The sequence below is a fragment of the Chryseoglobus sp. 28M-23 genome (genome assembly GCF_014789785.1).
In the GTDB taxonomy this organism is placed as follows: domain Bacteria; phylum Actinomycetota; class Actinomycetes; order Actinomycetales; family Microbacteriaceae; genus Microcella; species Microcella indica.
On the sequence record NZ_CP061846.1, the window covers coordinates 364,556 to 387,481 of the forward strand.

Sequence of the window (22,926 nt, forward strand, 5' to 3'; positions counted from 1 at the left end):
GCCCAGTCGCGCATCTGACATCCAGGGTCGCGCGGCAGGAGGTTGATCTGTGACTACCCATGCCCGCCGCTCTGTGAAGAGCACCCTGACGAACGTCGCCGCTCTCGCACTGGCGACAGCTTTCGTCGCCACCTTCGCTCTCCCCGGCACGTCCCTGCAGGGGCCCGCCTACGCGGAGAGCTCGGCGAGCGCGGAGGCGATGGCCGAGCTGCGTGCGTCGGAGTCGCAGACGGTCTCGATCAGCGCGACCGCAGAGGTGGCGCAAGACCTCTCTCGCGACGAGTTCGACGCGACGAGCGTTGCCGAATTGCGGCGCGCGCAGCTCGCGGCAGCCGCCCCGAAGTGGAGCGGCCCGACGGTCGGCGACTTCCTCGCCAACCCGCCGTACCCGAACTTCAGCCTCGACCAGGTCGTGCAGGTGGGCCTGCAGTACCAGGGCGTGCCGTACCGCTGGGGCGGCAGCACGCCGGCGGGCTTCGACTGCTCGGGCTTCGTGCAGTACGTGTATGCGCAGTTCGGCATCGCGCTGCCGCACAGCGTGCGGGGTCAGGCGGCGATGGGCACGCCGATTTCGCGTGCCGATGCCCGCGCCGGTGACATCGTGATCTTCAACGACATGTCGCACAACGGCATCTACATGGGCGGCGGTCAGATTCTGGACGCGCCGTACGCGGGCAAGAGTGTCACCGTGCGCCCGCTGTGGACGGACGCCTACTACATCGTGCGCCTCGGCATCTAGCGCCTCTGCTTCTGGGGCCTGGGCTTCTGGGGCCTGGACTTCTGACGCCTGGGGCGGCACGCGCGCGGGTGAACGCCGTGTGAACCGGCGCGCCTCACAGCGCGCGCACGCGGCTTCTCGGTTAGCCTGATGTTCTTGGTGCCGCACGGGGCACTGGAGGAGAGGCCATGAGTGAGCGACGGGACATCCAAACCGTGGATGCGCGCGCCGTTTTTCGCATAGCCGTCAGCGTTCGCTGGATCGCGCCCTGTCGCGGTTCTGCGGGATCGAGCACTGCCGTCTGACGGCAGTGCTTTTTTTGTGCCCGAACGGGCCGCGTTGACCCTCGCACCGTGATGCGCCGGGAACCGATGGAACGCCCGCAGGCCATGCGGGCCCGTTCGACAGGAGCCTGTCAATGCGCACACTCGTCCTCAATGCGGGGTTCGAGCCACTCGCCGTGGTGTCGTTTCGCCGAGCACTCGTGCTGGTCATGAACGACAAGGCGACGGTGCTCGCCTCGGATGGTGAGCACCCGGTCTTCGGCATTCACGACGCGTGGGATCGCCCGAGCGTCATCGTGCTGCGCCGCTACGTGCGCATTCCCCATGCGCGCCGCGTGCCGCTCACCCGCCGCGGAGTCCTGCGCCGTGACGGCAACCGCTGCGCATACTGCGATGCGCACGCGACGACGATCGACCACGTGCTGCCTCGCTCGCGGGGCGGCGCCGACACATGGGAGAACCTCGTGGCGTGCTGCCTCAAGTGCAACAACATCAAGGGCGACCGCACGCCGGCCGAGATGCGCTGGGAGCTGCTGTTCACCCCGAAGGCCCCGCACGGCACGTCGTGGCTCGTGCGCGGCATCGAACGCCCGCAGCCCGCGTGGGACGAGTACTTGGCGCCTGCCGCGTAGGGCACGTGTCGCGCCTGGCTGCGCGGGTCTGCTTCGCCACGAGGTTGCCGAGGGCAGCGGGGGCGCGTTCGGGCTGTGTGCCTCGCGGGGCATGTGCCGCAGGAGGCACATAGCCCGTCAGCGCGCACCGAGCATGCCGCGCAGGGTCGAGAACTGGCGAGCGACGAAGTCGCGGGAGACCGCCGCGGCCGGCTCGGACCTGTCGAAGCCGTGGTAAGCGCCCGGGATCACGTGCAGCTCGCACGGCACGCCCGCTTCATTGAGGCGACGAGCGAACTTGAGGTCTTCGTCGTGGAAGAGGTCGAGCGTGCCGACTCCGATCCAGGTGGGCGGCAGTCCCGCGAGCGTGTTGGGGCCCTGGTCGGCACGGCGCGCGGGCACGGCGAGCTCGAGGGTCGTGGAATCGAGCGGCGTCGCGGCGGGGCCGGCCGCACCCGCGCCGAGGTACATGCCCCACCCCAGGCGATTGCTGCGCGCGTTCCACAGGCGCAGGCTGCGCGGGTCGGGGCCGCTGCCTGCGGGCGTGCGGTCATCCAGCATCGGATATGCGAGTACTTGACCGGCGAGTGTGACCTCGCCGCGGTCGCGGGCGAGCAGGGCGAGGGATGCGGCGAGCCCGCCTCCGGCGCTCTCGCCGATCACGGCGATGCGCTGGGGGTCGACATCGGGCTGTGCGGCGAGCCACCGGAGTGCGGCGTAGCAATCCTCGAGCGGGGTCGGGTAGGGGTGCTCGGGCGGCATGCGGTAGTCGACGCTGGCGACGACCGCTCCGAGTTCGTCAGCGAGATGCCGGCAGAGTGCGTCCCCCTGCACGGCCGAGCCGATGATGAGGCCTCCGCCGTGGAGGTGGAGGATCGCGGGGCCGCGAGTGCGAGCATCCGTCGCCGCTGGCCGGTGCACGCGCACCGTGACGCCATCAGCGAGGTCGACGAGCTCGCCGTGCTTCGGCGCTCGTCCGCGTCCGATGCGGGTCAGCGCGCGCAGCAGTCGACGGTTGCCCCGCGTGGCCGAGGTGCGCGGCAAGCGCCGTGCGCGAGTGAGGTCGGGGTGGAAGGCGGGGAAGTCGTCGTTGACCATGCACCGACTCTAGATCTGCGCGCGACCGTGCACATCGATACCCTGCCGTCATGTCGGTGAGCCGCTTCGAGAGCCCGTTGACGGGTGGGCACCCGAACTCGCTCGGCAACACCGTGAGCGTCGTTGACGAGGTGCTCGCGGATCGCGCGCTGCTCGCCGAACTCGTGGCCTGCTACCGCAGCGACGACGCGGTCGTGCGGCTGCGCGTGTCGAGCGCGGTCAAGCGTGTCGCGCAGCAGCGGCCCGAATGGGTGGCCGCCCACCTCGACGACTTGCTCGGCTGGGTCGCCGAGATTGACCAGGCCTCCACCAAGTGGACGCTCTCGACGCTCTTCGTGCTGCTCGAGGAGCACATGACCCCGCGGCAGCGCGATGCGGCCATCGCCCTCATGAAGGCGAACCTGCACTACGACGACTGGATCGTGCAGAACACCACCGCGGAGTCACTCGCGCACTTCGCGCGGCAGCGCCCAGCACTGGCGGCCTGGCTCGTACCCGAGCTGCGCACGCTGGCGACGAGCCGCCACAAGTCGGTGCGCGGTCGTGCCCAGAAGCTGCTTCACACGCTCGGCGCTCAGCGATCCCCGCTCTAGCGACCGCCGCCTCCGCCGCCTCCGCCGCCTCCGCCGGAGAAGCCACCGCCGAACGAGCCGCCCGAGAACGAGCCGCCCCCGCTGCCCGACCACGACGAGCTCGAGGCGGGCACGGTCGTCGTGGCGGTCATCCCGCGCACCGCTGTCGTGAACAGGGCCACTTCGAAGCCGCTGCGGCCCACGAACCAATCGGGAGTCTCGCCCGTGGCGGCGACGCGCAGCTCGAGCTCGCGCATCCACTGGTCTTCGACGCCCCAGACGACCGCCCACGGCAGTAGCTTCTCGTACAGCTTCACGAGCTCGAGGTCGTTGCCGACGTCGATTCGCTCGGCGCCCTGAGGGCTCTGCAGCATGCGCAGGCGGTCTTGCTCGGCCACGGTCAGGTAGAGCCTCATGCCCTCGAGGTGGTCGCGTGCCTCGCGACCCTTCTCGGTCAGGTGCAGGGGTCGCAGCGCGAGCGCGACGGCGGCGATGCCCGCGAAGAAGGTGCCGGGCAGCACGAGCAGCGCGAGGGGGCTCGCGTCATCGAAGATCTCCACCGAGATTGCGACGGTGATGACGGTGGTGAACCCGACGACGGCCTGCGCTGCGACCATGAGCCAGCCGAACCCCACGCCCCTCGGCCTGCGCTGGAAGCCGTCGGTGACGAGCGACGCGCGCGCCTCCGCCGCGAGCTTGTTGAGCCGCGTGGCCAACCCAGAGTCGTACGAACCGTACTCGCGCAGCTCGCCCGCGTCTCGCTTGCGGCCGAAGAGGGCGGTGAGCACGGCGCGGTCGAGCACGTCGGTGCGGTCGTCGCTGAGGTACTGCAGCGTGTACGGCGCGGCGTCCTTCTCGACCGCATAGGCGAGGATGCGCAGATTCTTGCGCACGGCCAGCCTGACGACGGCGGCCGGAATCGCTGAGGTGGAGCGCCCCAGCAGCTGCGCCGACTGGAGAATGTCGATGCCCTCGGGCTCGGTGTACTGCGGAATGATGACGCCGCGCCCTCTCGCGCCTCCGCCCGCGCGCACGCGGGACACGATCGACGCGACGAGGGCGCTGGCGCTTGCGAGGCCCAGCCCGCCCGAGACGACGTGCATCCACCAGGGGAGCGGTGGCGGAGGCGGGGGAGGCGTTGGGCGCACCGGCTCCGGGGTCAGGAACGTGCCGGCGGCGAAGCCGATCGCCACGGTGAGGGTCTCACCGGGTGCGAGGTCGGTGGAGCCTGCTGTGAAGGTCGAGCCGTCGTTGTCGATCGCGCACTGCTCGTCCTCGCCGAAGGCACCGACGTAGCACGCGGCATTACCCGTGAGTGCTTCGGCGACGTCCGGGGCGAGGGTCACCGTCGCCCTCACCTCGCCGAACGGCTGCTGCCATCCGGTGCCGTTGACGTCCCAGTAGAACTCGTCGGAGGCGGTGTCGTCGAACGATCGCACGACGTTCTGCTGCGTGTAGGAGATGACGTAGGTCTGCACGCCGCGCACGAACTCGTCGGTGCCGAGGGCGAGCTCGACGAAGCCGCCCGACGGATACGACTCGAAGAACACCGGGTCGCCGTTCGCATCCGTGACGCCGTTGATCGTCGTGTTGAGCGGCACACCGTCGTAGTCGTCGGGGATCGCGCGGATGATGCCGCGGTTCTGGTCGAAGTCGGGGAAGCGGGCGACGATCGTCTCGACGACCTCGAGGGTCGAGGTGCCGTCAGCCTCGCGGCTGAGCGTGTAGTCGGCGTCGAAGGAGTCGAACGTGAAGTCGCTCACGTCACTCTTCAGCGCAGTGGCGACCGCGGACGCCGGTGCGAAGGAGAGAGCGAAGCCGGCGGCGAGCGCGAGGGTGAGAGCGAACCGTGCGGGTGTGCGCATGCCGGCAACACTAGCGAGCGCGGGAAGAGCGGGGACTTTGTGCCCTGGTGCACCGTGGGCGCCGGGAGCAGAGTGTGGCCCGTATCCCCGTGGTCGGATGCCGAAAGTGCAGGTCATGCCATGTCAGAAGCACCGTCAGTGCAGAACTCCTCCGCCCCGCGTCGCGGCGGGTGGCTCGCCATGATCATCATCGGCAGCCTCCTCACGTCGCTCGCCGGCACGCAGCTCGTCGCGGCAGCTGCGCTCGCCACGGTGATCGCTGCGGGGTCGAGCGACGGGTTCGTCGCCGCGCCCGCAGCGCGCGTGCAGACGTCGACTTCTGCGCTCGTCACCCCGCCGATCGAGATCGAGGGCTCATTCGTGCCCGAAGTCCGACTCGCTGTGACCGCCGGCCGTGATGGTGACGCACCCGTCTTCGTCGGCATCGGACCCTCGGATGCTGTGGCCGAGTATCTCGACGGCGTCGCGATCGCCGAGCTCGACGGGGCGCGCGGGTACCCGCCGCGCATCCTGATTCGTGATCTTCCGGGCAGTGCGCCGGCCGCATCGCCGACGGAGCAGCCTTTCTGGGTGGCCTCCGAGAGTGGCCCCGGAGCCCAGACCCTCACGTGGCAGCTCGAGACCGGCGACTGGACACTCGTCGTCATGAACGCCGACGGGTCGGCGGGTATCGAGTCGACTCTGCGCTTCGGCGTCGAGGCGCCGTGGGCGTCACCCGTCGCCGCGGCCTTCGCGGTCGCCTCGGCAATCACACTGCTGCTCGGGCTGGCTCTGCTCGTAGTGGGCCTGTTCGGGTGGGGCCGCGGGCGCAGTCTGGAGACCGCGCCCATGACGGGCCCGTATCCGGTGGCGGTCACCGGGCACCTCGACCCCGCACTCTCGCGCTGGCTATGGATCGTGAAGTGGATCCTCGTGATTCCGCACTACATCGTGCTGAGCGTGCTCTGGGTCGGGTTCGTCGTGGCGACCGTGATCGCCTTCTTCGCGATCCTCTTCACGGGACGGTACCCGAGTGCGCTGTTCCCCTTCACGACGGGCGTGCTGCGGTACACCTGGCGTGTGGCGTTCTACGCCTACTCGGCGCTCGGCACCGACCGCTACCCGCCGTTCAGCCTCGAGCGCGCCGACTACCCGGCCACCTTCGAGGTCGCGTATCCGGAGCGGCTCAACAACGGCCTTGTGCTCGTCAAGGGATGGCTGCTCGCGATTCCGCACCTCGTGATCGTGGGCATCCTGCTCGGCCGCTCGAGCGGAGCGGTCGGTTGGGAGTGGGGTCACGGCACCTCGGTCGGCGCAGGCGCGTCGCTCGTAGGCGTGCTAGTGATCATCGCGGCGGTGATCCTGCTCTTCACGGGCCGGTACCGCCAGCCGCTCTTCGACCTCATCCTCGGGCTCAACCGCTGGGCGCTGCGCGTCGCCGCGTACGTGGCCCTCCTGCGGGACGAGTATCCGCCGTTCCGCCTCGATCAGGGCCCGGACGAGCCGGTCGTCGAGCCGGACGCCGACCGCACGTCGACCGCGCAGGTCGCAGCAGAGAAGGAGTAGGGCAATGCGGGTCATCGTCGTCTTCGAGAGCATCTGGGGTAACACCGAACGAGTCGCTCGGGCCATCGCCGTTGGGCTCGAGCGACACGCGCCCGTCGAGCTGGTCACGGCCGAGGAGGCGCCGATGCTCCTCGAGCCGTATGACCTCGTGGTGGTCGGCGGCCCGACCCACGCTTTCTCGATGAGTCGCCCGTCGACGCGCGCGAGTGCGGTTCAGACCAGGAATGCGCCCGCGGCTGTCTCGCGCGGAATTCGCGAGTGGCTGGGCGAGGTGTGTCCGGTCTTCTACCCGATCCCGGCGGCCACTTTCGATACGAAGGTCGTCACGCCGCGCCTGCCGGGATCAGCGGCGAAGGCCGCGCGCTCCGAACTGCGGGCGCTCGGCTTCGACGTGAGGGAGCCGTCGACGACGTTCCGTGTGCACGGCTACGAGGGCCCACTCGTCGACGGCGAGCTCGACCGGGCCGAGCAGTGGGGCGTCGCCTTGGGCGCCCTCGCCGCGACGACAGTCTCCGGTGACCACGGAGATGGCGAGTCGAGCCTCGCATGACCAGGCCGCCGCGCGGTGTCGGCCCGATCCTGCTCATCGTTGCCTGGTTCAGTCTGGTCTCGGCGCTCATCGGGTTCGTGGGCCTGGCGTTCTTCGGCGGCATGGGCGTTCCGCCGGAGTGGATCGAGGGCAGCGTCTTCACCTCGTACGTCTGGCCCGGGGTGATTCTCGGGGTCGTGGTCGGCGGTAGCCAGGCACTCGCGATCGCCGCGCACCATGGCCGACTGCGTCTCGCCTGGGGCCTGCATGCGGCAGCCGGGCTGATCATGATCATCTGGATCTTCGTCGAGCTCGCCATCATGCTCGAATGGTCGGTGCTGCACGGCATCTACTTCGCGTCGGGGCTCGTGCAGACGGTGCTCGCCGTGGTGGCGCTCGGCGCCTGGCCGGTGCCGTTCTGGGGGCGTGCGCCCTTCGGCTCGAGAGCATCCTTTGACCGCTCTGGAAGGGGAGCCTCCGGCAAGATGGCCTCATGAGCAACGAGCGCGACGAGCACGGAGCGGCCGACGCTCTCGCCCGCCGCCGCGCCGAGGCTGCCGCCCGAGTCGAGCAAATGCGCCACGAGCTACGCGCTGTGCAGAGTGCGCGATCCACGAATTCGGACGACGACGAGCATGACCCTGAGGGCGCCACGATGTCGCAGGCCTGGTCGCAGGTCTCGGGAGTGCTCGACTCTGCGGTGCGCGAGCTCGACGAGCTCGACACCGCGCTCGAGCGGGTGGCGACCGGCGACTACGGAATCTGCCGGCGGTGCGGGCGGGCGATCGATCCGGCCCGACTGGATGCCCGGCCCGGGGCCGCGCTCTGCATCGACTGCGCTCGGCTCGCCGGCTGAGCGCTGGCACTCCTGCTTTAGAGTGGAGGCACCGCCTCTGTAGCTCAATGGAAGAGCAGTTCCGTCCTAAGGAAAGGGTTGGGGGTTCGAGTCCCTCCAGGGGCACCGACCGGAATATCCGACCGGAATATCCGACCGGAATATCTGAACGGGTTTTCATCAGCAGTGTTGTACGCCTTTCGGCTCCGCTCGGGATCGCATTTGTCAGAACATGGAGCCGAGGTCGGAGCCGACGGAAGGATAGGTGGCCGTCACGGACTTCAGCTGTCGGGTGGTGAGTCCGAGCTTGATGGCGAGGCCAAACGTGTTGATCACTTCTGAATAGCCTGGGCCGAGTAGGTGCGCCCCGAGAATCAAGTCGGTCGCTGGATCTACGATCACCTTCGTGGCGGCGGTAGTCTCACCGATTCGGTAATTGCTGTACCAGCCGCTGGTGTCGTGGTAGCGCACAGAAATCTCTCGACCATCGCGTGCAGCTTCTTGTTCGAGCATCCCGACCCGGTTTAGTTCTGGAATCGTAAACACCGTCGAGGGCACGCCGGCGTAATCGGGCACGGTCTCGATGCCTTTGAGCATGTTGGATGCGGCGACCTTACCTTCGAAGACGGCCACCGGCGTCAGGCGTTCGCCCGGGGTGCCCGCCGCGTCACCTGCTGCATAGACGTACGGATTGCTACGGCTCTGCAAGTGCCCGAAGACGTCAATGCCCTGTGGCCCGTGCGCGATATCGGCTGCCTCCAGATCGAGGCCGTCGAAGTTGGGTACGCGGCCCGCTCCGTGCACCACAAGGTCGGCGTCGATGTTGGACGTCGCGCGGTCCCGCTCGATTGCAACGTGAAAGCCCGTGGAGGTGTGCGTGACTGCGCTCACGGAGGTGCTGTGGTGCACTCGTATTCCAGCCTGTTCGCTGCGGCGCACAAGCAGATCTACGAGGTCCGGGTCGAATGCGCGCAGCGGCTTTGTGCCGTGGTCGATGATCACGCACTCCACGCCAGCGCGCGCTGCGATGTGCGCCAGCTCGAAGGAAACAAACCCGCCGCCGACGAACACGATTCTTCTGGGCAGCGCTTCGAGGTTCAGGAATTCGGTGCTGTCGACCAGAAGCTCCTGCCCGGAGAACTCGAGCGGCCGAGGGCGGGCTCCGGTGGCGATGAGAAATCGTGCTGCGGAATGCTGTTCGCCGTTGATGTCGACGTGATGGCGGCTGACGAATCGGGCATCGCCGTGGAAGGTGGACACACCGTTCCGTTTCAGCGTGGACTCCATGGCGCCTGGAATATCGTCGGTGAAGCCGTGCTTGTGCCGCATGAGGGCGGGCCAATCGAGTGTGAGGCCATTCTGGTTAACGCCTTTGCCGTGCATGAGGCGTGCATCGTCGATGATTTCGGCGCCTCGGCGGAGAATTTTCTTGGGGTCGCAGCCGCGAAGAGCGCAGGTGCCTCCGTAGGGAAGGGTGTCGACGATGCCGACTTTCCAGCCTTGGGACGCGCAGCGGTTGGCCGCAGTGGTCCCTGCCATCCCGGCACCGATGACGAACAGGTCGTACTCCGCGTTCACAGTGCGACTCGATCGTGCTGTGCGGTGATCGCCATGCGCAGTTGTTCTAGTGTGGGGGCGCCAGCGCGACCTGCGGGTGTGCTGTACACACGGCAGGCCAGGCCGACGGGTGCCGACGAGTCGGCGAACGGGTCCACTCCGTCGACGAGAATGCTGGGCGAGCCGCGGAAGCCGAGCTTCTCCGCGTCATCGAACGTTTCGACGAGCCGGTGAAGAACGGTGATGTCGGGGCGTTCGGAGGCGATCGTTGCCAAACGCTCGGCGGCGATCGACCAATTCGGGCAACCAGTGAAGTACTGCAGCGTGATCTCCATTCTCGGAGAATAAACCTTGTAGCGCGATGCAAGGTCAAGTGGTGAAATGGAGCCCATGAAGATCGGCGACCTGTCCAACGTCAGCGGTGTTCCCTCACAGACAATCCGTTTCTATGAGCGACGAGGACTTCTTTCGCCCTCTGCGCGTGAAGGAAATGGCTATCGCCGCTATGACCACGCGGCCGTATCGCGACTGAACTTCATTCGATCCGCGCAATCGGCGGGTCTCACCCTTGCTGAGATCGCCAGTGTGATCAACATCCGCGACGCGGGCGAAGCGCCCTGCGCTCATGTCTCAACTCTGCTCGAGGAAAAGCTCGATGAGGTGCAGCGGCGGCAACGTGAGCTTGCTGTCTTGGAAGCTGAATTGAATCAATTGATCGCGGCGGGTCGAGACCTCGACCCGACCGACTGCGAACCGGGGGGCGTCTGCAGCGTCATCGTCTCGACGGGAGGCTGACCCTTTAGGAGACGCTTCCTGAATCACCCTCTCGCCTTTGAGCGGCCGCAAGCCTGATCCTGACGCCGCGGCTTCGCAGCCCCTTCAAGATCGTGTGGTTGTCGAAGCCTAACTGCTTGCCGATCACGGCACTCGACTGGCCACTTTCGTAGAGTTCGACGGCGATCGCTATCTGACCCTCGGTCATCCTTCGTGACGCGTCGATTCCGCGATCGCTCAGGACTCGGGCCACGGTAGTCCGGGAAAGTCCGAACTCGGCGGCGACGGTTCGAACGTTGCGCACCGCGAGGTAACGGGTCGCGACAGCTTCTGCTTCGTCAGCCCTCAGTTGGCGGGCTCGCCGACGAGTTCCGGTTGTCGAACTTTCCTGGTTGCGGGGGCTCGAGCGGAAGAGTAGTTCTTGAGGTGTGATGACCCCAGGTGCGGGGTTCGAGTAAACCTGTAGCAGGTGCACAACGCGCGAAGGGCCCGTCCTCAAGGACGGGCCCTTCGCGCGTTGAACCCTGGAAGCCGCGAGAACCCTTCGTGGGCCCACGCCGCGCAGTCCGCGGCGCCGGCTTGCCGGCGTCGCGGCGGCACGGTGGGGATCGAGTCCCTCCAGGTGCACTGCTATTCCGGTCGGCTATTCCGGTCGGCGGAACTTCTCTCAACGCGTGCAGTTGGACAGCTCGACTTCGCAGCGTGTCCTGCGACCGGACTCCTGTCATCGAGATGTGGGCCGATCCCTGACAACAGCAAGTCCATCGAGCGAGTCCAAAGGTCTTTACTCGCATACCCCCCTGGGGTATCATGAGATGACAATCCCTCGTGGGTAAGGAGACGCAATGCAGCACAACGATCACCATGACCACCACTCGCTCGCATCGACGAGCGCACCGGAGTCCAAGCACGCGGTGCACAGGAGCGAGCACGACCACGGCGCTGACCCACACGCATCGATCGATCGGCACGATGCGTCGGGTCACTCAGCGATGGGCCACGGTGGTCATGCTGGCCACGGCGATCATGTGGGCCAATTTCGCCGACTCTTCTGGATCATGCTCGTGCTGGCAGTGCCTGTGGTTGCGCTCTCAAATATGTTCGCGATGCTTGTCGGCTATGAGCTTCCAAACACCCCTTGGGTTGCCTGGGCTTCACCGGTGCTCGGCTCCGTCATGTACTTCTGGGGTGGCCGGCCCTTCCTGACGGGCGCCGTCTCGGAGCTCCGGTCCCGCAAGCCGGGGATGATGCTGCTGATCGGATTGGCCATCACGGTCGCCTTTGTCGCTTCACTCGGTGCCAGCCTCGGGCTCCTTGATCACCAACTTGATTTCTGGTGGGAACTCGCGTTGCTCATCGTCATCATGCTTCTTGGGCACTGGATCGAAATGCGTTCGCTTGCGCAAACGACATCAGCGCTTGACTCACTGGCTGCGCTGCTCCCGGACGAAGCAGAAGTCATCGACGGTGAGCAGGTCCGCATTGTTGCGCCGGCGAACCTAGCAGTCGGCGATGTTGTTGTGGTGCGCCCTGGTGGCCGCGTCCCCGCGGACGGCCGGGTTGTTTCGGGGTCTGCGAGCATGGACGAGTCGATGATTACCGGTGAGTCAAAGACAGTCACGCGGAATGAAGGCGCGATCGTCGTCGCGGGCACGATCGCAACCGACTCTTCGATTCGTGTTGAGATCACGGCGGTCGGCGACGACACTGCACTGGCCGGAATTCAGCGCCTGGTCACAGAGGCGCAGAATTCGACCTCGCGGGCGCAGCGAATTGCCGATCGAGCTGCTGCGTGGTTGTTCTGGTTTGCGCTTGCCGCCGGGCTAGTGACGGCCGGTGTGTGGAGTCTCGTAGGCATGCCGGATGAAGCAGTCATCCGCACCGTCACGGTGCTTGTGATTGCGTGTCCGCACGCACTCGGTCTGGCCATTCCGCTGGTTGTTTCTATTGCTACTGAACGTGCCGCCCGCGGCGGCGTTCTCATCAAGGATCGACTCGCGCTGGAGAGTATGCGGACCGTTGACACCATCCTGTTTGACAAGACCGGCACGCTCACCAAGGGTGAGCCGACGGTCACGTCGGTCGAACCCACCAGTGGGTTCACGGAAGAGCAGGTTGTGGCTCTCGCCGCGGCGGCCGAGTCGGATTCGGAACACCCCTTAGCTCGCGCAATCGTGGAGGCTGCGCGAAGCCGCGGAATCGACGTGCCCAGAGCGAGTGAGTTCAGCTCTTCCCCGGCGGTTGGAGTGACCGCGCTGGTCGAGGGCAAGAGGGTTCGCGTTGGTGGCCCACACCTGCTGACTGAAGAGAATGAAACAGAGCTCCCTGTTGCGAACGAGTGGCGCAAGGAGGGAGCGATCATCCTCCATGTGGTTGCGGACGGGACAGTCATTGGCGCGTTGCGCCTTGCTGATGCCATCCGAGATGAGTCGCGCCAAGCGGTTGACGCACTGCACGCTCTTGGCCGTCAGGTAGTGATGATCACCGGCGATGCAGAGGCCGTTGCCCATACGGTTGCCGCCGAGTTGGGTATTGATCGTGTCTTTGCTGGCGTTCGGCCGGAGCATAAGGCCGCTAAGGTGCGGGAGCTCCAAAAAGAGGGCCGGTCGGTGGCGATGATCGGCGATGGGGTCAATGACGCTCCGGCACTTGCGCAGGCGGACGTCGGGATCGCGATTGGCGCGGGTACTGATGTTGCCATCGCCTCGGCTGGCGTCATTCTGGCAAGCTCTGATCCTCGCTCGGTGCTGTCGGTCATTCAGCTGTCGAAGGCCTCATACCGAAAGATGAAGCAGAACTTGTGGTGGGCGGCGGGTTACAACCTCCTTTCTGTTCCGCTTGCCGCTGGTGTGCTTGCTCCGATCGGATTCGTGCTGCCGATGTCGGTCGGCGCTGTCCTGATGTCGGTCTCGACGATCGTCGTCGCCCTGAATGCGCAGTGGCTGCGTCGACTCGACCTGCGACCCGAGGCAAGTGCGAAAGCAATCTTGGGCTCGGCGCCTGAACAGAGGAAGGAGCTCTCGCATGTCGGCTGATCAGGGAAACCATGGCTACCTTGCCGATAAGGAGAAGTATCTCGTCCGGTTGAAGCGCATCGAGGGTCAGGCGCGTGGGATTCACCGCATGGTCGATGAGGAGCAGTACTGCATCGACATCCTGACCCAGATTTCAGCGCTCACCAGCGCCTTGCAGGGTGTTGCCGTCGGACTGCTTGATGAGCACCTCAAGCACTGCGTCACGGACGCTGTCCGATCTGGCGGCGATGTTGCTGACGCGAAGCTTGATGAGGCAACCAAGGCGATCGCACGATTGGTGCGCTCCTAGAACGAGCTGAGGCGTAGCAGTGGTGTTGCCACTGCTACGCCTCGACTTGTTTTGACGTCGAGGACCAATAACCCACGAAAGTGGAAGGAGGAATCAGAAATGAAACAACGAATAGCAATCATTGCCGGCGTCATCGTGCTCGTCGGGCTCAGTGCCGCGGGCGCGCTGGCGTGGATGAACCGAGCCGAACCATTCAACGATCGGGACGTGTCGTTCGCCTCGAACATGGTTCCCCACCATGTGGGCGCGCTGGAGATGGCAGAAGTGATCCTGGCAAAAGAGGGGATACCTGCGGAAGTTCAAGATCTCGCCGCGCGAATTGAAGCTGCGCAGCAGCCTGAGATCAACCAAATGAATGATTGGCTCAAAGCGTGGGGTACGCCCAGCATGGCTGGTGGCCATGGAGGTCACTCCATGATGATGAGCGGCATGATGAGCGAGACCGACATGATGGCGCTCGAGGACGCCCAGGGCATCGAGGCCGCGCGGCTGTTTCTTGAAGGCATGATCGTGCACCACAAGGGCGCCGTAGAGATGGCCCAAGTTGAAGTTGACGGCGGAAAGTTCCCCGAAGCCGTCGCGCTGGCGCGCGCCATCATCGAACAGCAGACTAATGAAATCGCCGAGATGGAAGTCTTGCTTGCGAATCTTTAGAGAGCAAGAAGCGTTTCTCTCGTGTGCGATTCGCACGCGGTTGAGTGGGGTGGGGAACTTTTCCCCGAGGTCGTCTCGAGCGCAACCGTGGCGGGCTAGCTACGCTTCGACGTCATGAAAGCATCACGCATCTTCACGGCGGCCGCCCTCGCAGCGCCAGCGTTGGTGTGGTCGGGAATTCACGCGCTCTCGCCGGAGGTTCACTCCTGGCGACCAGGTGCGGGAGAGCGCGCGAAAGCCGCAGGCCTTGGCGTACGGGTGCACGGGACCGGCGAGGCGGTCGTCGTGCTTCTCGCAGGTCTCGCCTCGAGCGAGCGTTTCTGGGGTGAGGCCTACGACGTGCTCGGACACCATGCGCGCGTCGTGGCCATCGACCCGATCGGATTCGGTGCCTCCATCCAGCATCCAGCGCTTCGGGCAACCGTCGACGCTGATGTTCACGCTGACTCCGTGATCGCAACACTTCGGGCGCTCAAACTGCACACGCGCCCGGTCGTGATTGTCGGGCACTCCATGGGCGCATCTCTGGCCCTCCGGGTTGGGGCGCGACACACACCGACACGTGCTGTCGTGGCCTTCGACGCTCCTCTGTATCGTTCGGCAGAAGAGGCCAGCGACCGGATTCGGCACATGGGCTGGTTCGAGGCGCTGCTCGCCCAAGGGCCTGTTGCCGAACGGGTATGCCAGTGGATGTGTCACAACCGAACGGTGGCTCGCGGGGTTGCCATTGCGATCAGCCCGCGACTCCCGGTGGCGGTCGCCCGGGACTCGGTCGAACACACCTGGTCGGGGTACATCGCAGGGTTCGACTCGCTGGTGCGCGATCCGGGCTGGTCGGACGCGCTTGGAGACCTAGCTGCGCGCAATGTGCCCGTTCACTTGGTCGACGGTGAGAAAGACCCGGTGCAAGTTCCCGGTCGCGCCGAGGAGCTCGAACGCACGCACCCGAACATCACCGTCACACGCCTGCCCGGCGGCCATCGCTTGCCCCTGAGCGACCCGGAGCGTTGTGCATCGATCGTGCGCTCTGTTCTCAGCGAATACGCTATTTCGACTGAGGGAGATGTGAGACCATACCCCCTGGAGGTATGAGAGATGCTTCGGCGCCTAGGGTACGTGCTGCTGATTGCGACGTTTACCGTCGTCGGCATCGCGATGGGCACTCATGGCTCGACCCCCGTCGGTCACTCCACTGCCGTGACGAGCTCCGTTGCTGGATCTGCCTTGCCCCTGGAGCACGACCACTCTGCGCCTGTCGCTCCTCATCTCGACGCGAACTTCTCTGACGACGAAAACTCCACGTGCGTGGATTGTGCTGGCGATCACGCCGGGCTGTTGATGGCGTGTGTGTTCCTGGCGCTCATTGTGGTCATCAGCCTGGTCCTGCCACTCGTTGCCTTTCGTCATGGGCTGCTAGCGCCGGGAGTGTCGAGGGTCGACACCACACCCCGTCGGCTCGCTGAGCCGCGCCCGCCTGAGCTCACGGAACTCTGCATCATTCGTCAGTGATTCGCCGCCCGATGTCTGCGTGAATACGCACCATCACTGCGACCGAACAACCAACACTGACGAAAGAAGTAGAACCATGAAGAAGTCATTCGGCATCCGCGCGCTCGCGTCTGGTGCCTTCGCCCTGATCACCGTGATGGGGCTGGCTGCATGTTCGACCACTACCGAGCCGTCCGAGAGTTCCGGCGCCAACATGGCAGACGTCATGTTTGTTCAGATGATGATTCCGCACCACGAAGGAGCCATCGAGATGAGCGACGTGTTGCTTGCCAAGTCGGGCGTCGACCCTGAGGTTGTTGAGCTGGCTGAGCAGATCAAGGCTGCCCAGGGCCCCGAGATCGAGCAGATGAAGCAGTGGCTCGATGACTGGGGCATGCCCGCCATGAGCGACAGCATGGACGGAATGGATCACGGCGGCATGGGCGGAATGGACGGCATGGCAGGCATGACCGAGGAGGACATGCGGGCACTTGAGGACGCCAGTGGACCTGAAGCCGGGGACCTGTTCCTCGAGCAGATGATCGTGCACCACGAGGGCGCTATTGAGATGGCCGACGATGTTCTTGCTGATGGCGAGCACCCCGGTGTGCGCGAGCTGGCGGAGAACATCATCGCCAGCCAAACGGCGGAGATCGAGCTCATGCGCTCGATGCTCAACTCCTAATGCAGCGGACAGGAGCGGCGGCCGCGATGGCGGTCGCCGCCCTCTCCGTCACCGTTGCGGGATGCACATCACCGGCAACGGACATGCCCATTGCTGAGGAGCCCATCGTGGTGTCGCACGTGCACGCCGTCGATCTTGACCAGCGAACGGGAGCGGTGTACGTGGCGACCCATAACGGAGTTCTGCACGTCACGGCCGACGGGTCGGTGGAACGTCTCGGCGAGTGGGGAGGCGACGTCATGGGAATGGCGCGACTCGGAGACACGATCTACTTCTCTGGCCACCCAGCGCTCGACGAGAATCTCCCAGCGAACATCGGCGTCTACGAACTCGACCTCGTAGGCGAAGGGTTCGCCCCGATCTCCCTCGTCGGAGACGTGGACTTCCACAGCATGACCATCAAGGAATCACCGGGGGGATCAACACTGGCGGGCATTGACTCGGCGACCGGTCAGGTCATGGTCAGTCGAGACGGAGCGGGAAGCTGGATGACTGGCGCGTCGATTGGTGCCCGCTCACTCAGTTGGGATACCGCCGCCGAGGCGCTCTATGCAACGACAGAACAAGGCCTCCTGGTCAGCAGAGACGATGGGATGACGTTCACGCCGGTGAACGAAGCCCCGCTCCTGGTTCTGATTGCGTCGAGCCCAGAAGACGCGTCGACTGATGCGTTCCTCGTCGGAGTCGATGTCGATGGATACATCCACACCAGCACCGATGGCGTGACATGGACATCGATCGGGTTGGCGCCGCCCCTCACGGATGCCCTCTCTGTAGGAAGTGATGGCGCGATCGTTTCGGGAGGGATCAGCGGTGTCAGTCGATCCGATGATGGCGGGGCAACCTGGAACGTGATCGCCGAGTTCTAGCCCACGTGGGGTGCGGTGGTACGCCGTACCCCACGGTCGGGCCTAATCTACTTCGGCGACACGCTTTAGGGGGTCGGTCGTGGCGCGAGCTCGGATCTCGATGCCACGCCCCCGGAGGGCTTTGAGAATTGTGTGGTTGTCAAACCCCAGGCGTTGACCGACTGCAGCACTCGATAGCCCTTGCTCGTATAGACCGGCGGCGACGGTGATCTGGGCGTCGGTCATCCTGCGCGACGCGTCAACCCCGTGCTTTGTCAGGATGCGGGCGACAGTCGTTCGGGAGACCTGGAACTCCGTAGCAACGGTTCGGATATTGCGGACGGCGAGGTAGCGAGTAACGACGAGCTCGGCTTCGTTTGCTCGCAGTTGCCGAGCCCGCCGGCGCGGAGCGCGGCCAGTCGGTTGCTTCTCTCGCGACCTCGACCGGAAGAGCAGCTCCTGGGGTGCGGCGACCCCGGGCGCGGGGTTCGAGTAAACCCGTAGCAGGTGCACTGATGCGAAGAGCCGGCCCCGAAGGGTCGGCTCTTCGCATCAGTACCGGTGGAAGCTTCGAGAACCCTACGTGGGCCCACGCCGCGCAGTCCGCGGCGCCGCAAGCGGCGTCGAGGCGGCACGGTGGGGATCGAGTCCCTCCAGGGGCACCGTGTGAAGTCTCACGGTGTCGTGCTCGGGCGCGTCAGCGTGAGAGCAGGTCGACAAGCTGGTGGCCTGACCCCGTGTTTCGGTCCACGCCGTTTGGGAGTCGTCACGGGTTTCGATGCGTGCAGTCCCGAGCATAGGCCGCCGGGGTCCGGTAGCCGAGCGCGGAGTGGCGACGGCCATGGTTGTAGTCCCTTTTCCAGTCGCCGATCACGACCCGGGCATGGTGCAGGCTGTAGAAACTGTTCAGGTTCAAACACTCGTCGCGAATGCGGGAGTTGAACGATTCCACGTAGCCGTTGCGCCACGGCTGGCCCGGCGGAATGTAGGAGATCCCCACCGAGTCGTTCGCCCAGTCGGCGAGGGTTTGGGAGACGAACTCGGGCCCGTTGTCGCACCGCAACACAGTCGGCAGGCCACGGTGGGCGACGATGCGCTCCAGTTCGTCCACGAGCCGGTCGGCGGTGATCGAGCGCTCCACGAGCCCGCCGACGCATTCGCGGGTGTGCTCATCGATGATCGAGGCGATCTTCAGGTTGCGACCGTTCTCGGTGGCATCGAACTGGAAATCCACCGCCCACACCGTGTTAGGCGCGTCAGCCGGGATAGGTTCAGCGGTGGAGGCGCCGACGCGTTTGCGGCGACGACGCACGATCACCCGCAGGCCTTCCTCACGCCAGAGCCGTTGGATCTTCTTGACGTTCACCACCCAGCCCTCACCGACGGCGTCGGCGTGGGCGTTGCGGTAGCCGCGCCGAGGATGAGTCTTCGCCCACGCTCGCAGCCACGTCCGCAATGCAGCGTCTGGGTCGGCGCAGGTCTCCGAGACCAAGGGTCGGCGCCAGGCCGATCTGCTCAGCCCGACCAGACGACACGCCATCCGCTCACTGATGTCGAACACGCTCAGCAAGTGACGGATCGCGGCGCGGCGTCTGCCCGGGCCTAAAAGTTTCCCTCTGCCAGCTCCTTCAACGCCGCCTTCTCCAGCTCCGCCTCAGCCAGCAGTCGCTTCAAGGTCGCGTTCTGTTTCTCGAGCTCTTTGAGCCGTTTCGCGTCTTCTGCTTTCAGGCCGCCGTATTGGTTGCGCCACCGGTAGTAGGTCTGCTCCGACACGCCGAGCTCCCGGCAGGCAGCTGCAACGTCGCCGCCATCGGCCAGGACACGGTCAGCGATGCCGAGCTTGCGAACGATCTGTTCCGGCGTGTGCCGGCGCCTTCTCGTGGTCATGATGAATCCAGTCTTCCTCCCCGACGAGCGGGGCAACAAGACGACTCTCATAACGAACGGACCGAAAATCTGGGGTCAGGCCACTGGGCCTTCGTACACCGCGAGTAGCCCGTGTGCCCTTCCTTCTGCGCGCGCTCCTTCAACTGCGCGACCGTCAGGGACGACAGGTCGTCGGGCTTCGACACGGGGGTTGAGTCGGCCTTCGCGGCCGGCTTCTTCGCCTTCGTGTTCTCTGCGGTGCGCACCTTCTCTGCCTCGGCGTTCACCGCCGCCTTCGCGCTCGCTCTCTTTGAGACGTCCCTGTCGCCCCGGCTGTCGGCGGGCGCCAAAGCGCGGCGGCTCTGCGCCTTGCCTTTGGCCTTCCCGGCCGCCGCGGCGATCGCCGCGATGGCACCGATGGCCTTGCCCACGACCTTCTTCGGAAGGGTCTTCGCGAGCTTCTTCGCGTCCTTCGCAGACTCTGCTGCCGCATCGAGCGCGGCCTTGGTGGCCTTGCTGTTCTTCGTGGACTTCGCCATGGTTGCTCCTCGTCGTGGGCCCGGGTGGGCGGCGGTCGCCGCCCGGCGGGGGCGCCCAGACTAGCGAGCCGTGCTGACCGCGAGCGCAATCTCGGCGGTCGCGGTCAGCTTCTCCCGTCGATCTCGTCCATGCGCTCCGCGACGAGCGCGTCGAAGGCGTCGTCGCTGAGGGGATGGGCGTCGCTGAAGCGGATCGCCCCCTTCGACATGCTCAAGCCCTCCGCGAGATGGCCGATCTTCTCCACGACCGTGCCGCTGCAGGGGTACACGGAGTAGCCCGAGCCGGTGATGCGCACCGCTACCAGTGACTTGCCGCGATACCGAAGGGAGGGCATGCCGTAGCTCGTGGCCTCCTCGGCGTCGGGGGCGAGGGCGAGCGCACGACGGTGGAAGTGCTCGAGCACCGCGCGGGCCGGTTCGGGTGCCGCGGCGATGTAGTCGGTCAGGGGCTGGGGTGACTCGCTCATGGCGACAGTGTGCGCCGAGGGGCGGAGGAACGGTAGCCCCCCCCGGGACAGTCCGAGCACTAAGTACTTTAGATGCTAAAGTATCGACATGACGACGACCCCTCGCACTCTCGCCCTCTTCGGCGCGACCGGTAAGACCGGCCGCCACGTTCTCGCCCAGGCGCTCGAGGCCGGGCACGCGGTGCGCGCCCTCGCGCGCCGCCCTGAGGTGCTCGACGCCCACGAGCGGCTCACGGTCGTCGCGGGCGATGTGCGTGACCGCGATGCTGTGCGCGAGACCGTGCGAGGCTCCGACGCCGTGGTGAGCGTCTTCGGTCAGGTGAAGGGCTCGCCGCCCACCCTGCAGACGGAGGGCACGCAGGCGATCGTCGACGCGATGGCCGAGCAGGGCATCCGGCGCATCATCTCGCTCTCCGGCGGCGGTCTGCCCGCCGAGGAGCACGACCAGCCGAAAGTGCCCGACAGGTTCATCCGGTGGCTGCTGAGGCGGCTCTCGCCGGCCGTGCTCGACGACGCGATCGCGCACCTCGCGGCGCTGCGCGCGAGCGGCCTCGACTGGACGGTCGTGCGCGGCCCGCGCCTCACCGATGCCCCCGCGACCGGCAGCTACCGCGTCGGGTGGGTGGGCGTCAACGCGAGCACGCAGATCGCCCGCGCCGACCTCGCGCGCTTCATCCTCACGCAGGTCGACGACGACACCTTCGTGCACGAGCTGCCGTTCGTGAGCAAGTAGTGACCGACGTGAGCAGCGACGCCGACACCGACGCCCGTGCCGCGTCGCTCGCGCGCGTCATCGAGCGCATCGCCGTCGTCACGCGCGAGGTCACGGCGCGGGGCGCGTACCCGTTTCAGGAGCGCGGGCTCGGCCGAGCATCCATGAACCTGCTCTTCGCGCTCGCCCGCCGCGACGGCGCGCGCGTCGCCGAACTCGCGCACCGGCTCGGCATCACGAGCGGCGCCGTCACGCAGACCGTCGACACGCTGCGCGCCGCCGGCCTGGTCACGAGCGAGGTGAGCGAGGGCGACAAGCGCGGGCGGGTCATCAGGCTCAGTGAGGATGCTCGGCGCGAGATCTCCGGATTCGAACGCGAGTACGTCGAGGCCGTCGCGCCCGCGTTCGCCGGGCTCAGCACGCACGACGTTCTCGAGCTCGACCGCATCCTCGCCGCCGTGACGATCGCGGAGGAGCGGTGAGCGGCGTGCGCTGCCATCGAGCACGCTCCCGGGCTGCACGGCCTCTTCTCATGGCTACGAGTCGCTGCCGCTCCACAGTCGAAGCGTGCAGTGGTGGGATGCGTACTCGAAGTCGCGATCTGTGCTGAGCAATTCGAGGTCGTGGGTGATGCACAGTTGCGCGATGAGGGCGTCGATGGTGCCGAGTTGCACTCCGGCGCGGCGACATGAGTTGCGCAGTTCGGCCGCGGCGATGTGGTCGTCGCGCGTCGGCTGCACGGCAGGGAGCGCGCCGAAGCGTCGGCGTATCTCGGACTGGGTGCGCTCGGGCAGAAACCCTTGAAGTAGTTCCTGCACGATGAGGCCCGTCGTCACGACCAGGTCTGACTCGAGCGCGGTCCTCAGCCCAGCGACGGCGGGGCTGATCGCCGGGCGGTCGCGACGAAGTGCGAGCGACCATACGCTCGTGTCGACGAGCACAGTCATGCCCGCGCGCGTTCCGCCTTGTAGTCGAAGGAGTCGTCCCACTCCAGCGTGCCGACGAGGTCGAGAAGGCCGAGCTGTTCTCGCCTGGCGATGAACTCTTGCAGGGCGAGAGTCACGGCAGCCTTCTTAGTGGCTTGACCGCTCACCGCGAGCGCACGATCGAGAAGCTCGGGATCCAGTGCCAAGTTCGTCGCCATCGTTGCCTCCTTACACACGAGTCTACACAGCGCGGGTTGACCGTCGTGAGCGACGACGCTCCCGCCAACGTAGAGACCCGCATCCGCGGGCGCGGCGAAAGGTCTCGCGACAGTGGGGTCGTGGCGCCGCCGCGTACCTGTGGACGACTCGACGTCGACGTCCTGCGCTAGCTGCCCAGCAGGATGACGAGCAGCGTGGCGCCGCTCGCGGTCACGCCCACGAGGCCGATGATGAGCACCCACGCAATTGGCGTCGCCGAGCGGAGGCGGCCGAGGAAACCTACGGGCCGGTCGTCGTCATCGCTCATGAGACCAGCGTAGGTGCCGCTGGGGTCGAGCCCCTACCGCAAGCGCCAGGGCGCCACGGCGTGGAGGAGGGGCAGCGCCGAGCCTCCGATGAGCACCCAGCTGAGCACCTCATCGGTCGGGCGCAGGATCACCCCGGCGAGCAGGAGCGCGGTGAAGAGGATCGCCGAGGTCGCGCGGCGCACACTGCCGTCGAGGACGCGCAGGCGCTGCTCGACCTCCGGGCTGCGCACCGCGAGCTCGCCGCGGTCGAGGCGCGTGGCGAGAGCATCCAGTCGTTGGGGGAGGCGCGCGAGCGCCGAGAGGATCGCGACCGCCTCGCGGCCGACGCTGCGCGCCGTCGACGTGCCGCCGCCGCGCAGGAGGGTGCGGGCGAAGGGGTCGACGGCGTCCCACATGTTGAAGTCGCGGTTGAGGGCGCTCGTGACGCCCGAGATGAGGGAGACGGTGCGGATGAGCAGCAGGAAGCTCTCGGGCAGCTGGAAGGGCAGGGTGCGCACGAGCT

26 protein-coding genes, 1 tRNA gene and 1 pseudogene are annotated in these 22,926 nt (G+C 66.3%); 17 read left to right on the plus strand and 11 right to left on the minus strand.

The window, feature by feature from the left end:
• Positions 1–49 precede the first annotated feature (49 nt).
• Both IE160_RS12680 and IE160_RS01810 read left to right on the plus strand, forming a co-directional pair.
• The gene (locus IE160_RS12680) at positions 50–739 is read left to right on the plus strand and encodes a C40 family peptidase (protein ID WP_284438296.1); all 690 of its coding nucleotides are present in this window, start codon (positions 50–52) and stop codon (positions 737–739) included.
• 397 nt (positions 740–1,136) lie between these two features.
• Entirely contained in the window at positions 1,137–1,634 is a 498-nt protein-coding gene (locus IE160_RS01810) for an HNH endonuclease (protein ID WP_152583943.1), read from the plus strand.
• A gap of 117 nt (positions 1,635–1,751) precedes the next feature.
• On the opposite strand, the gene IE160_RS01815 is transcribed toward IE160_RS01810, so the two are convergent.
• Positions 1,752–2,711 carry an alpha/beta hydrolase gene (locus IE160_RS01815; protein WP_191151485.1) on the minus strand — a complete coding sequence of 320 codons (960 nt, stop codon included), beginning with the start codon at positions 2,709–2,711 and terminating at the stop codon, positions 1,752–1,754.
• Between the two features lie 50 nt (positions 2,712–2,761).
• Here IE160_RS01815 and IE160_RS01820 point away from each other — a divergent pair, with 50 nt between their 5' ends.
• Entirely contained in the window at positions 2,762–3,304 is a 543-nt protein-coding gene (locus IE160_RS01820; RefSeq protein ID WP_191151486.1) for a hypothetical protein, read from the plus strand.
• Here IE160_RS01820 and IE160_RS01825 read toward each other — a convergent pair.
• The gene (locus IE160_RS01825) at positions 3,301–5,148 is read right to left on the minus strand and encodes a DUF2207 domain-containing protein (protein ID WP_191151487.1); all 1,848 of its coding nucleotides are present in this window, start codon (positions 5,146–5,148) and stop codon (positions 3,301–3,303) included. The two genes, IE160_RS01820 and IE160_RS01825, sit on opposite strands and share 4 nt — an antisense overlap.
• Before the next feature lie 138 nt (positions 5,149–5,286).
• Between IE160_RS01825 and IE160_RS01830 the strand changes: the two genes are divergently transcribed.
• The 5 genes from IE160_RS01830 to IE160_RS01850 all read left to right on the plus strand — a co-directional run bounded on the left by IE160_RS01830 (position 5,287) and on the right by IE160_RS01850 (position 8,183).
• Entirely contained in the window at positions 5,287–6,693 is a 1,407-nt protein-coding gene (locus tag IE160_RS01830; protein WP_224744525.1) for a DUF4389 domain-containing protein, read from the plus strand.
• Between the two features lie 4 nt (positions 6,694–6,697).
• Complete coding sequence (locus tag IE160_RS01835) at positions 6,698–7,243, plus strand: flavodoxin family protein (protein ID WP_191151489.1); 546 nt, start codon at positions 6,698–6,700, stop codon at positions 7,241–7,243.
• On the plus strand, positions 7,240–7,719 hold the full coding sequence (locus IE160_RS01840; RefSeq protein ID WP_224744526.1) for a hypothetical protein: 480 nt from the start codon (positions 7,240–7,242) through the stop codon (positions 7,717–7,719). Before IE160_RS01835 ends, IE160_RS01840 begins: the two co-directional genes overlap by 4 nt.
• Positions 7,716–8,078: a TraR/DksA family transcriptional regulator gene (locus tag IE160_RS01845; protein ID WP_191151490.1), complete on the plus strand. Its 363-nt coding sequence runs from the start codon at positions 7,716–7,718 to the stop codon at positions 8,076–8,078. Before IE160_RS01840 ends, IE160_RS01845 begins: the two co-directional genes overlap by 4 nt.
• Before the next feature lie 33 nt (positions 8,079–8,111).
• Positions 8,112–8,183, plus strand: a tRNA-Arg gene (locus tag IE160_RS01850).
• Between the two features lie 99 nt (positions 8,184–8,282).
• On the opposite strand, the gene IE160_RS01855 is transcribed toward IE160_RS01850, so the two are convergent.
• The gene (locus tag IE160_RS01855) at positions 8,283–9,635 is read right to left on the minus strand and encodes a dihydrolipoyl dehydrogenase family protein (protein ID WP_191151491.1); all 1,353 of its coding nucleotides are present in this window, start codon (positions 9,633–9,635) and stop codon (positions 8,283–8,285) included.
• Positions 9,632–9,949, minus strand: a complete 318-nt coding sequence (locus tag IE160_RS01860) for a thioredoxin family protein (protein WP_191151492.1) — start codon at positions 9,947–9,949, stop codon at positions 9,632–9,634. Before IE160_RS01860 ends, IE160_RS01855 begins: the two co-directional genes overlap by 4 nt.
• A 55-nt stretch (positions 9,950–10,004) precedes the next feature.
• Here IE160_RS01860 and IE160_RS01865 point away from each other — a divergent pair, with 55 nt between their 5' ends.
• The 7 genes from IE160_RS01865 to IE160_RS01895 all read left to right on the plus strand — a co-directional run bounded on the left by IE160_RS01865 (position 10,005) and on the right by IE160_RS01895 (position 17,408).
• On the plus strand, positions 10,005–10,409 hold the full coding sequence (locus IE160_RS01865) for a heavy metal-responsive transcriptional regulator (RefSeq protein WP_130484801.1): 405 nt from the start codon (positions 10,005–10,007) through the stop codon (positions 10,407–10,409).
• 824 nt (positions 10,410–11,233) lie between these two features.
• Positions 11,234–13,423: a heavy metal translocating P-type ATPase gene (locus IE160_RS01870; protein ID WP_191151493.1), complete on the plus strand. Its 2,190-nt coding sequence runs from the start codon at positions 11,234–11,236 to the stop codon at positions 13,421–13,423.
• Positions 13,413–13,712 (plus strand): metal-sensitive transcriptional regulator, encoded by a 300-nt coding sequence (locus IE160_RS01875; RefSeq protein ID WP_191151494.1) that lies wholly within the window; start codon positions 13,413–13,415, stop codon positions 13,710–13,712. The genes IE160_RS01870 and IE160_RS01875 overlap by 11 nt, the downstream gene beginning before the upstream one ends.
• Positions 13,713–13,811: 99 nt before the next feature.
• A complete protein-coding gene (locus IE160_RS01880) occupies positions 13,812–14,366 on the plus strand; it encodes a DUF305 domain-containing protein (RefSeq protein WP_191151495.1) in 555 nt (184 codons plus the stop codon).
• Positions 14,367–14,480: 114 nt separating this feature from the next.
• Positions 14,481–15,458, plus strand: a complete 978-nt coding sequence (locus IE160_RS01885; RefSeq protein ID WP_191151496.1) for an alpha/beta fold hydrolase — start codon at positions 14,481–14,483, stop codon at positions 15,456–15,458.
• 493 nt (positions 15,459–15,951) lie between these two features.
• Positions 15,952–16,539 carry a DUF305 domain-containing protein gene (locus IE160_RS01890; RefSeq protein ID WP_191151497.1) on the plus strand — a complete coding sequence of 196 codons (588 nt, stop codon included), beginning with the start codon at positions 15,952–15,954 and terminating at the stop codon, positions 16,537–16,539.
• A 26-nt stretch (positions 16,540–16,565) separates the two neighbouring features.
• Positions 16,566–17,408, plus strand: a complete 843-nt coding sequence (locus IE160_RS01895; protein ID WP_191151498.1) for a WD40/YVTN/BNR-like repeat-containing protein — start codon at positions 16,566–16,568, stop codon at positions 17,406–17,408.
• Between the two features lie 720 nt (positions 17,409–18,128).
• Here the strand turns inward: IE160_RS01895 and IE160_RS01900 are convergent.
• From IE160_RS01900 to IE160_RS01910, 3 genes and pseudogenes are all read right to left on the minus strand, one after another.
• A pseudogene (locus tag IE160_RS01900) lies at positions 18,129–19,274 on the minus strand (IS3 family transposase); the annotation flags it as partial.
• 47 nt (positions 19,275–19,321) lie between these two features.
• Entirely contained in the window at positions 19,322–19,792 is a 471-nt protein-coding gene (locus IE160_RS01905; protein WP_191151499.1) for a hypothetical protein, read from the minus strand.
• A 104-nt stretch (positions 19,793–19,896) separates the two neighbouring features.
• Positions 19,897–20,259, minus strand: a complete 363-nt coding sequence (locus IE160_RS01910; protein ID WP_191151500.1) for an iron chaperone — start codon at positions 20,257–20,259, stop codon at positions 19,897–19,899.
• Positions 20,260–20,347: 88 nt separating this feature from the next.
• Here IE160_RS01910 and IE160_RS01915 point away from each other — a divergent pair, with 88 nt between their 5' ends.
• Positions 20,348–20,992, plus strand: a complete 645-nt coding sequence (locus IE160_RS01915; protein ID WP_191151501.1) for an NAD(P)-dependent oxidoreductase — start codon at positions 20,348–20,350, stop codon at positions 20,990–20,992.
• Complete coding sequence (locus IE160_RS01920; RefSeq protein WP_191151502.1) at positions 20,992–21,453, plus strand: MarR family winged helix-turn-helix transcriptional regulator; 462 nt, start codon at positions 20,992–20,994, stop codon at positions 21,451–21,453. Before IE160_RS01915 ends, IE160_RS01920 begins: the two co-directional genes overlap by 1 nt.
• Positions 21,454–21,507: 54 nt before the next feature.
• On the opposite strand, the gene vapC is transcribed toward IE160_RS01920, so the two are convergent.
• The 4 genes from vapC to IE160_RS01940 all read right to left on the minus strand — a co-directional run bounded on the left by vapC (position 21,508) and on the right by IE160_RS01940 (position 22,921).
• Positions 21,508–21,918, minus strand: a complete 411-nt coding sequence (gene vapC, locus IE160_RS01925; protein ID WP_191151503.1) for a type II toxin-antitoxin system VapC family toxin — start codon at positions 21,916–21,918, stop codon at positions 21,508–21,510.
• Positions 21,915–22,115 carry a type II toxin-antitoxin system VapB family antitoxin gene (locus IE160_RS01930; protein ID WP_179873121.1) on the minus strand — a complete coding sequence of 67 codons (201 nt, stop codon included), beginning with the start codon at positions 22,113–22,115 and terminating at the stop codon, positions 21,915–21,917. Before IE160_RS01930 ends, vapC begins: the two co-directional genes overlap by 4 nt.
• A gap of 167 nt (positions 22,116–22,282) precedes the next feature.
• A complete protein-coding gene (locus IE160_RS01935) occupies positions 22,283–22,423 on the minus strand; it encodes a hypothetical protein (protein WP_191151504.1) in 141 nt (46 codons plus the stop codon).
• A 33-nt stretch (positions 22,424–22,456) separates the two neighbouring features.
• Positions 22,457–22,921 (minus strand): hypothetical protein, encoded by a 465-nt coding sequence (locus tag IE160_RS01940; RefSeq protein WP_191151505.1) that lies wholly within the window; start codon positions 22,919–22,921, stop codon positions 22,457–22,459.
• Positions 22,922–22,926 lie beyond the last annotated feature (5 nt).

What these genes read in the sequence shown, in the direction of transcription:
- IE160_RS01825 (WP_191151487.1), bottom strand. Translation starts at nt 5,148, where the DNA reads ATGCGCACACCCGCACGGTTCGCTCTCACCCTCGCGCTCGCCGCCGGC.
- IE160_RS01865 (WP_130484801.1), top strand. Translation starts at nt 10,005, where the DNA reads ATGAAGATCGGCGACCTGTCCAACGTCAGCGGTGTTCCCTCACAGACA.
- IE160_RS01880 (WP_191151495.1), top strand. Translation starts at nt 13,812, where the DNA reads ATGAAACAACGAATAGCAATCATTGCCGGCGTCATCGTGCTCGTCGGG.
- IE160_RS01835 (WP_191151489.1), top strand. Translation starts at nt 6,698, where the DNA reads ATGCGGGTCATCGTCGTCTTCGAGAGCATCTGGGGTAACACCGAACGA.
- IE160_RS01815 (WP_191151485.1), bottom strand. Translation starts at nt 2,711, where the DNA reads ATGGTCAACGACGACTTCCCCGCCTTCCACCCCGACCTCACTCGCGCA.
- IE160_RS01875 (WP_191151494.1), top strand. Translation starts at nt 13,413, where the DNA reads ATGTCGGCTGATCAGGGAAACCATGGCTACCTTGCCGATAAGGAGAAG.
- IE160_RS01845 (WP_191151490.1), top strand. Translation starts at nt 7,716, where the DNA reads ATGAGCAACGAGCGCGACGAGCACGGAGCGGCCGACGCTCTCGCCCGC.
- IE160_RS01840 (WP_224744526.1), top strand. Translation starts at nt 7,240, where the DNA reads ATGACCAGGCCGCCGCGCGGTGTCGGCCCGATCCTGCTCATCGTTGCC.
- IE160_RS01930 (WP_179873121.1), bottom strand. Translation starts at nt 22,115, where the DNA reads ATGGCGACGAACTTGGCACTGGATCCCGAGCTTCTCGATCGTGCGCTC.
- IE160_RS01905 (WP_191151499.1), bottom strand. Translation starts at nt 19,792, where the DNA reads ATGGCGAAGTCCACGAAGAACAGCAAGGCCACCAAGGCCGCGCTCGAT.
- vapC (WP_191151503.1), bottom strand. Translation starts at nt 21,918, where the DNA reads ATGACTGTGCTCGTCGACACGAGCGTATGGTCGCTCGCACTTCGTCGC.
- IE160_RS01910 (WP_191151500.1), bottom strand. Translation starts at nt 20,259, where the DNA reads ATGAGCGAGTCACCCCAGCCCCTGACCGACTACATCGCCGCGGCACCC.
- IE160_RS01820 (WP_191151486.1), top strand. Translation starts at nt 2,762, where the DNA reads ATGTCGGTGAGCCGCTTCGAGAGCCCGTTGACGGGTGGGCACCCGAAC.
- IE160_RS01860 (WP_191151492.1), bottom strand. Translation starts at nt 9,949, where the DNA reads ATGGAGATCACGCTGCAGTACTTCACTGGTTGCCCGAATTGGTCGATC.
- IE160_RS01890 (WP_191151497.1), top strand. Translation starts at nt 15,952, where the DNA reads ATGAAGAAGTCATTCGGCATCCGCGCGCTCGCGTCTGGTGCCTTCGCC.
- IE160_RS01915 (WP_191151501.1), top strand. Translation starts at nt 20,348, where the DNA reads ATGACGACGACCCCTCGCACTCTCGCCCTCTTCGGCGCGACCGGTAAG.
- IE160_RS01870 (WP_191151493.1), top strand. Translation starts at nt 11,234, where the DNA reads ATGCAGCACAACGATCACCATGACCACCACTCGCTCGCATCGACGAGC.
- IE160_RS01895 (WP_191151498.1), top strand. Translation starts at nt 16,566, where the DNA reads ATGGCGGTCGCCGCCCTCTCCGTCACCGTTGCGGGATGCACATCACCG.
- IE160_RS01810 (WP_152583943.1), top strand. Translation starts at nt 1,137, where the DNA reads ATGCGCACACTCGTCCTCAATGCGGGGTTCGAGCCACTCGCCGTGGTG.
- IE160_RS01935 (WP_191151504.1), bottom strand. Translation starts at nt 22,423, where the DNA reads ATGAGCGATGACGACGACCGGCCCGTAGGTTTCCTCGGCCGCCTCCGC.
- IE160_RS01885 (WP_191151496.1), top strand. Translation starts at nt 14,481, where the DNA reads ATGAAAGCATCACGCATCTTCACGGCGGCCGCCCTCGCAGCGCCAGCG.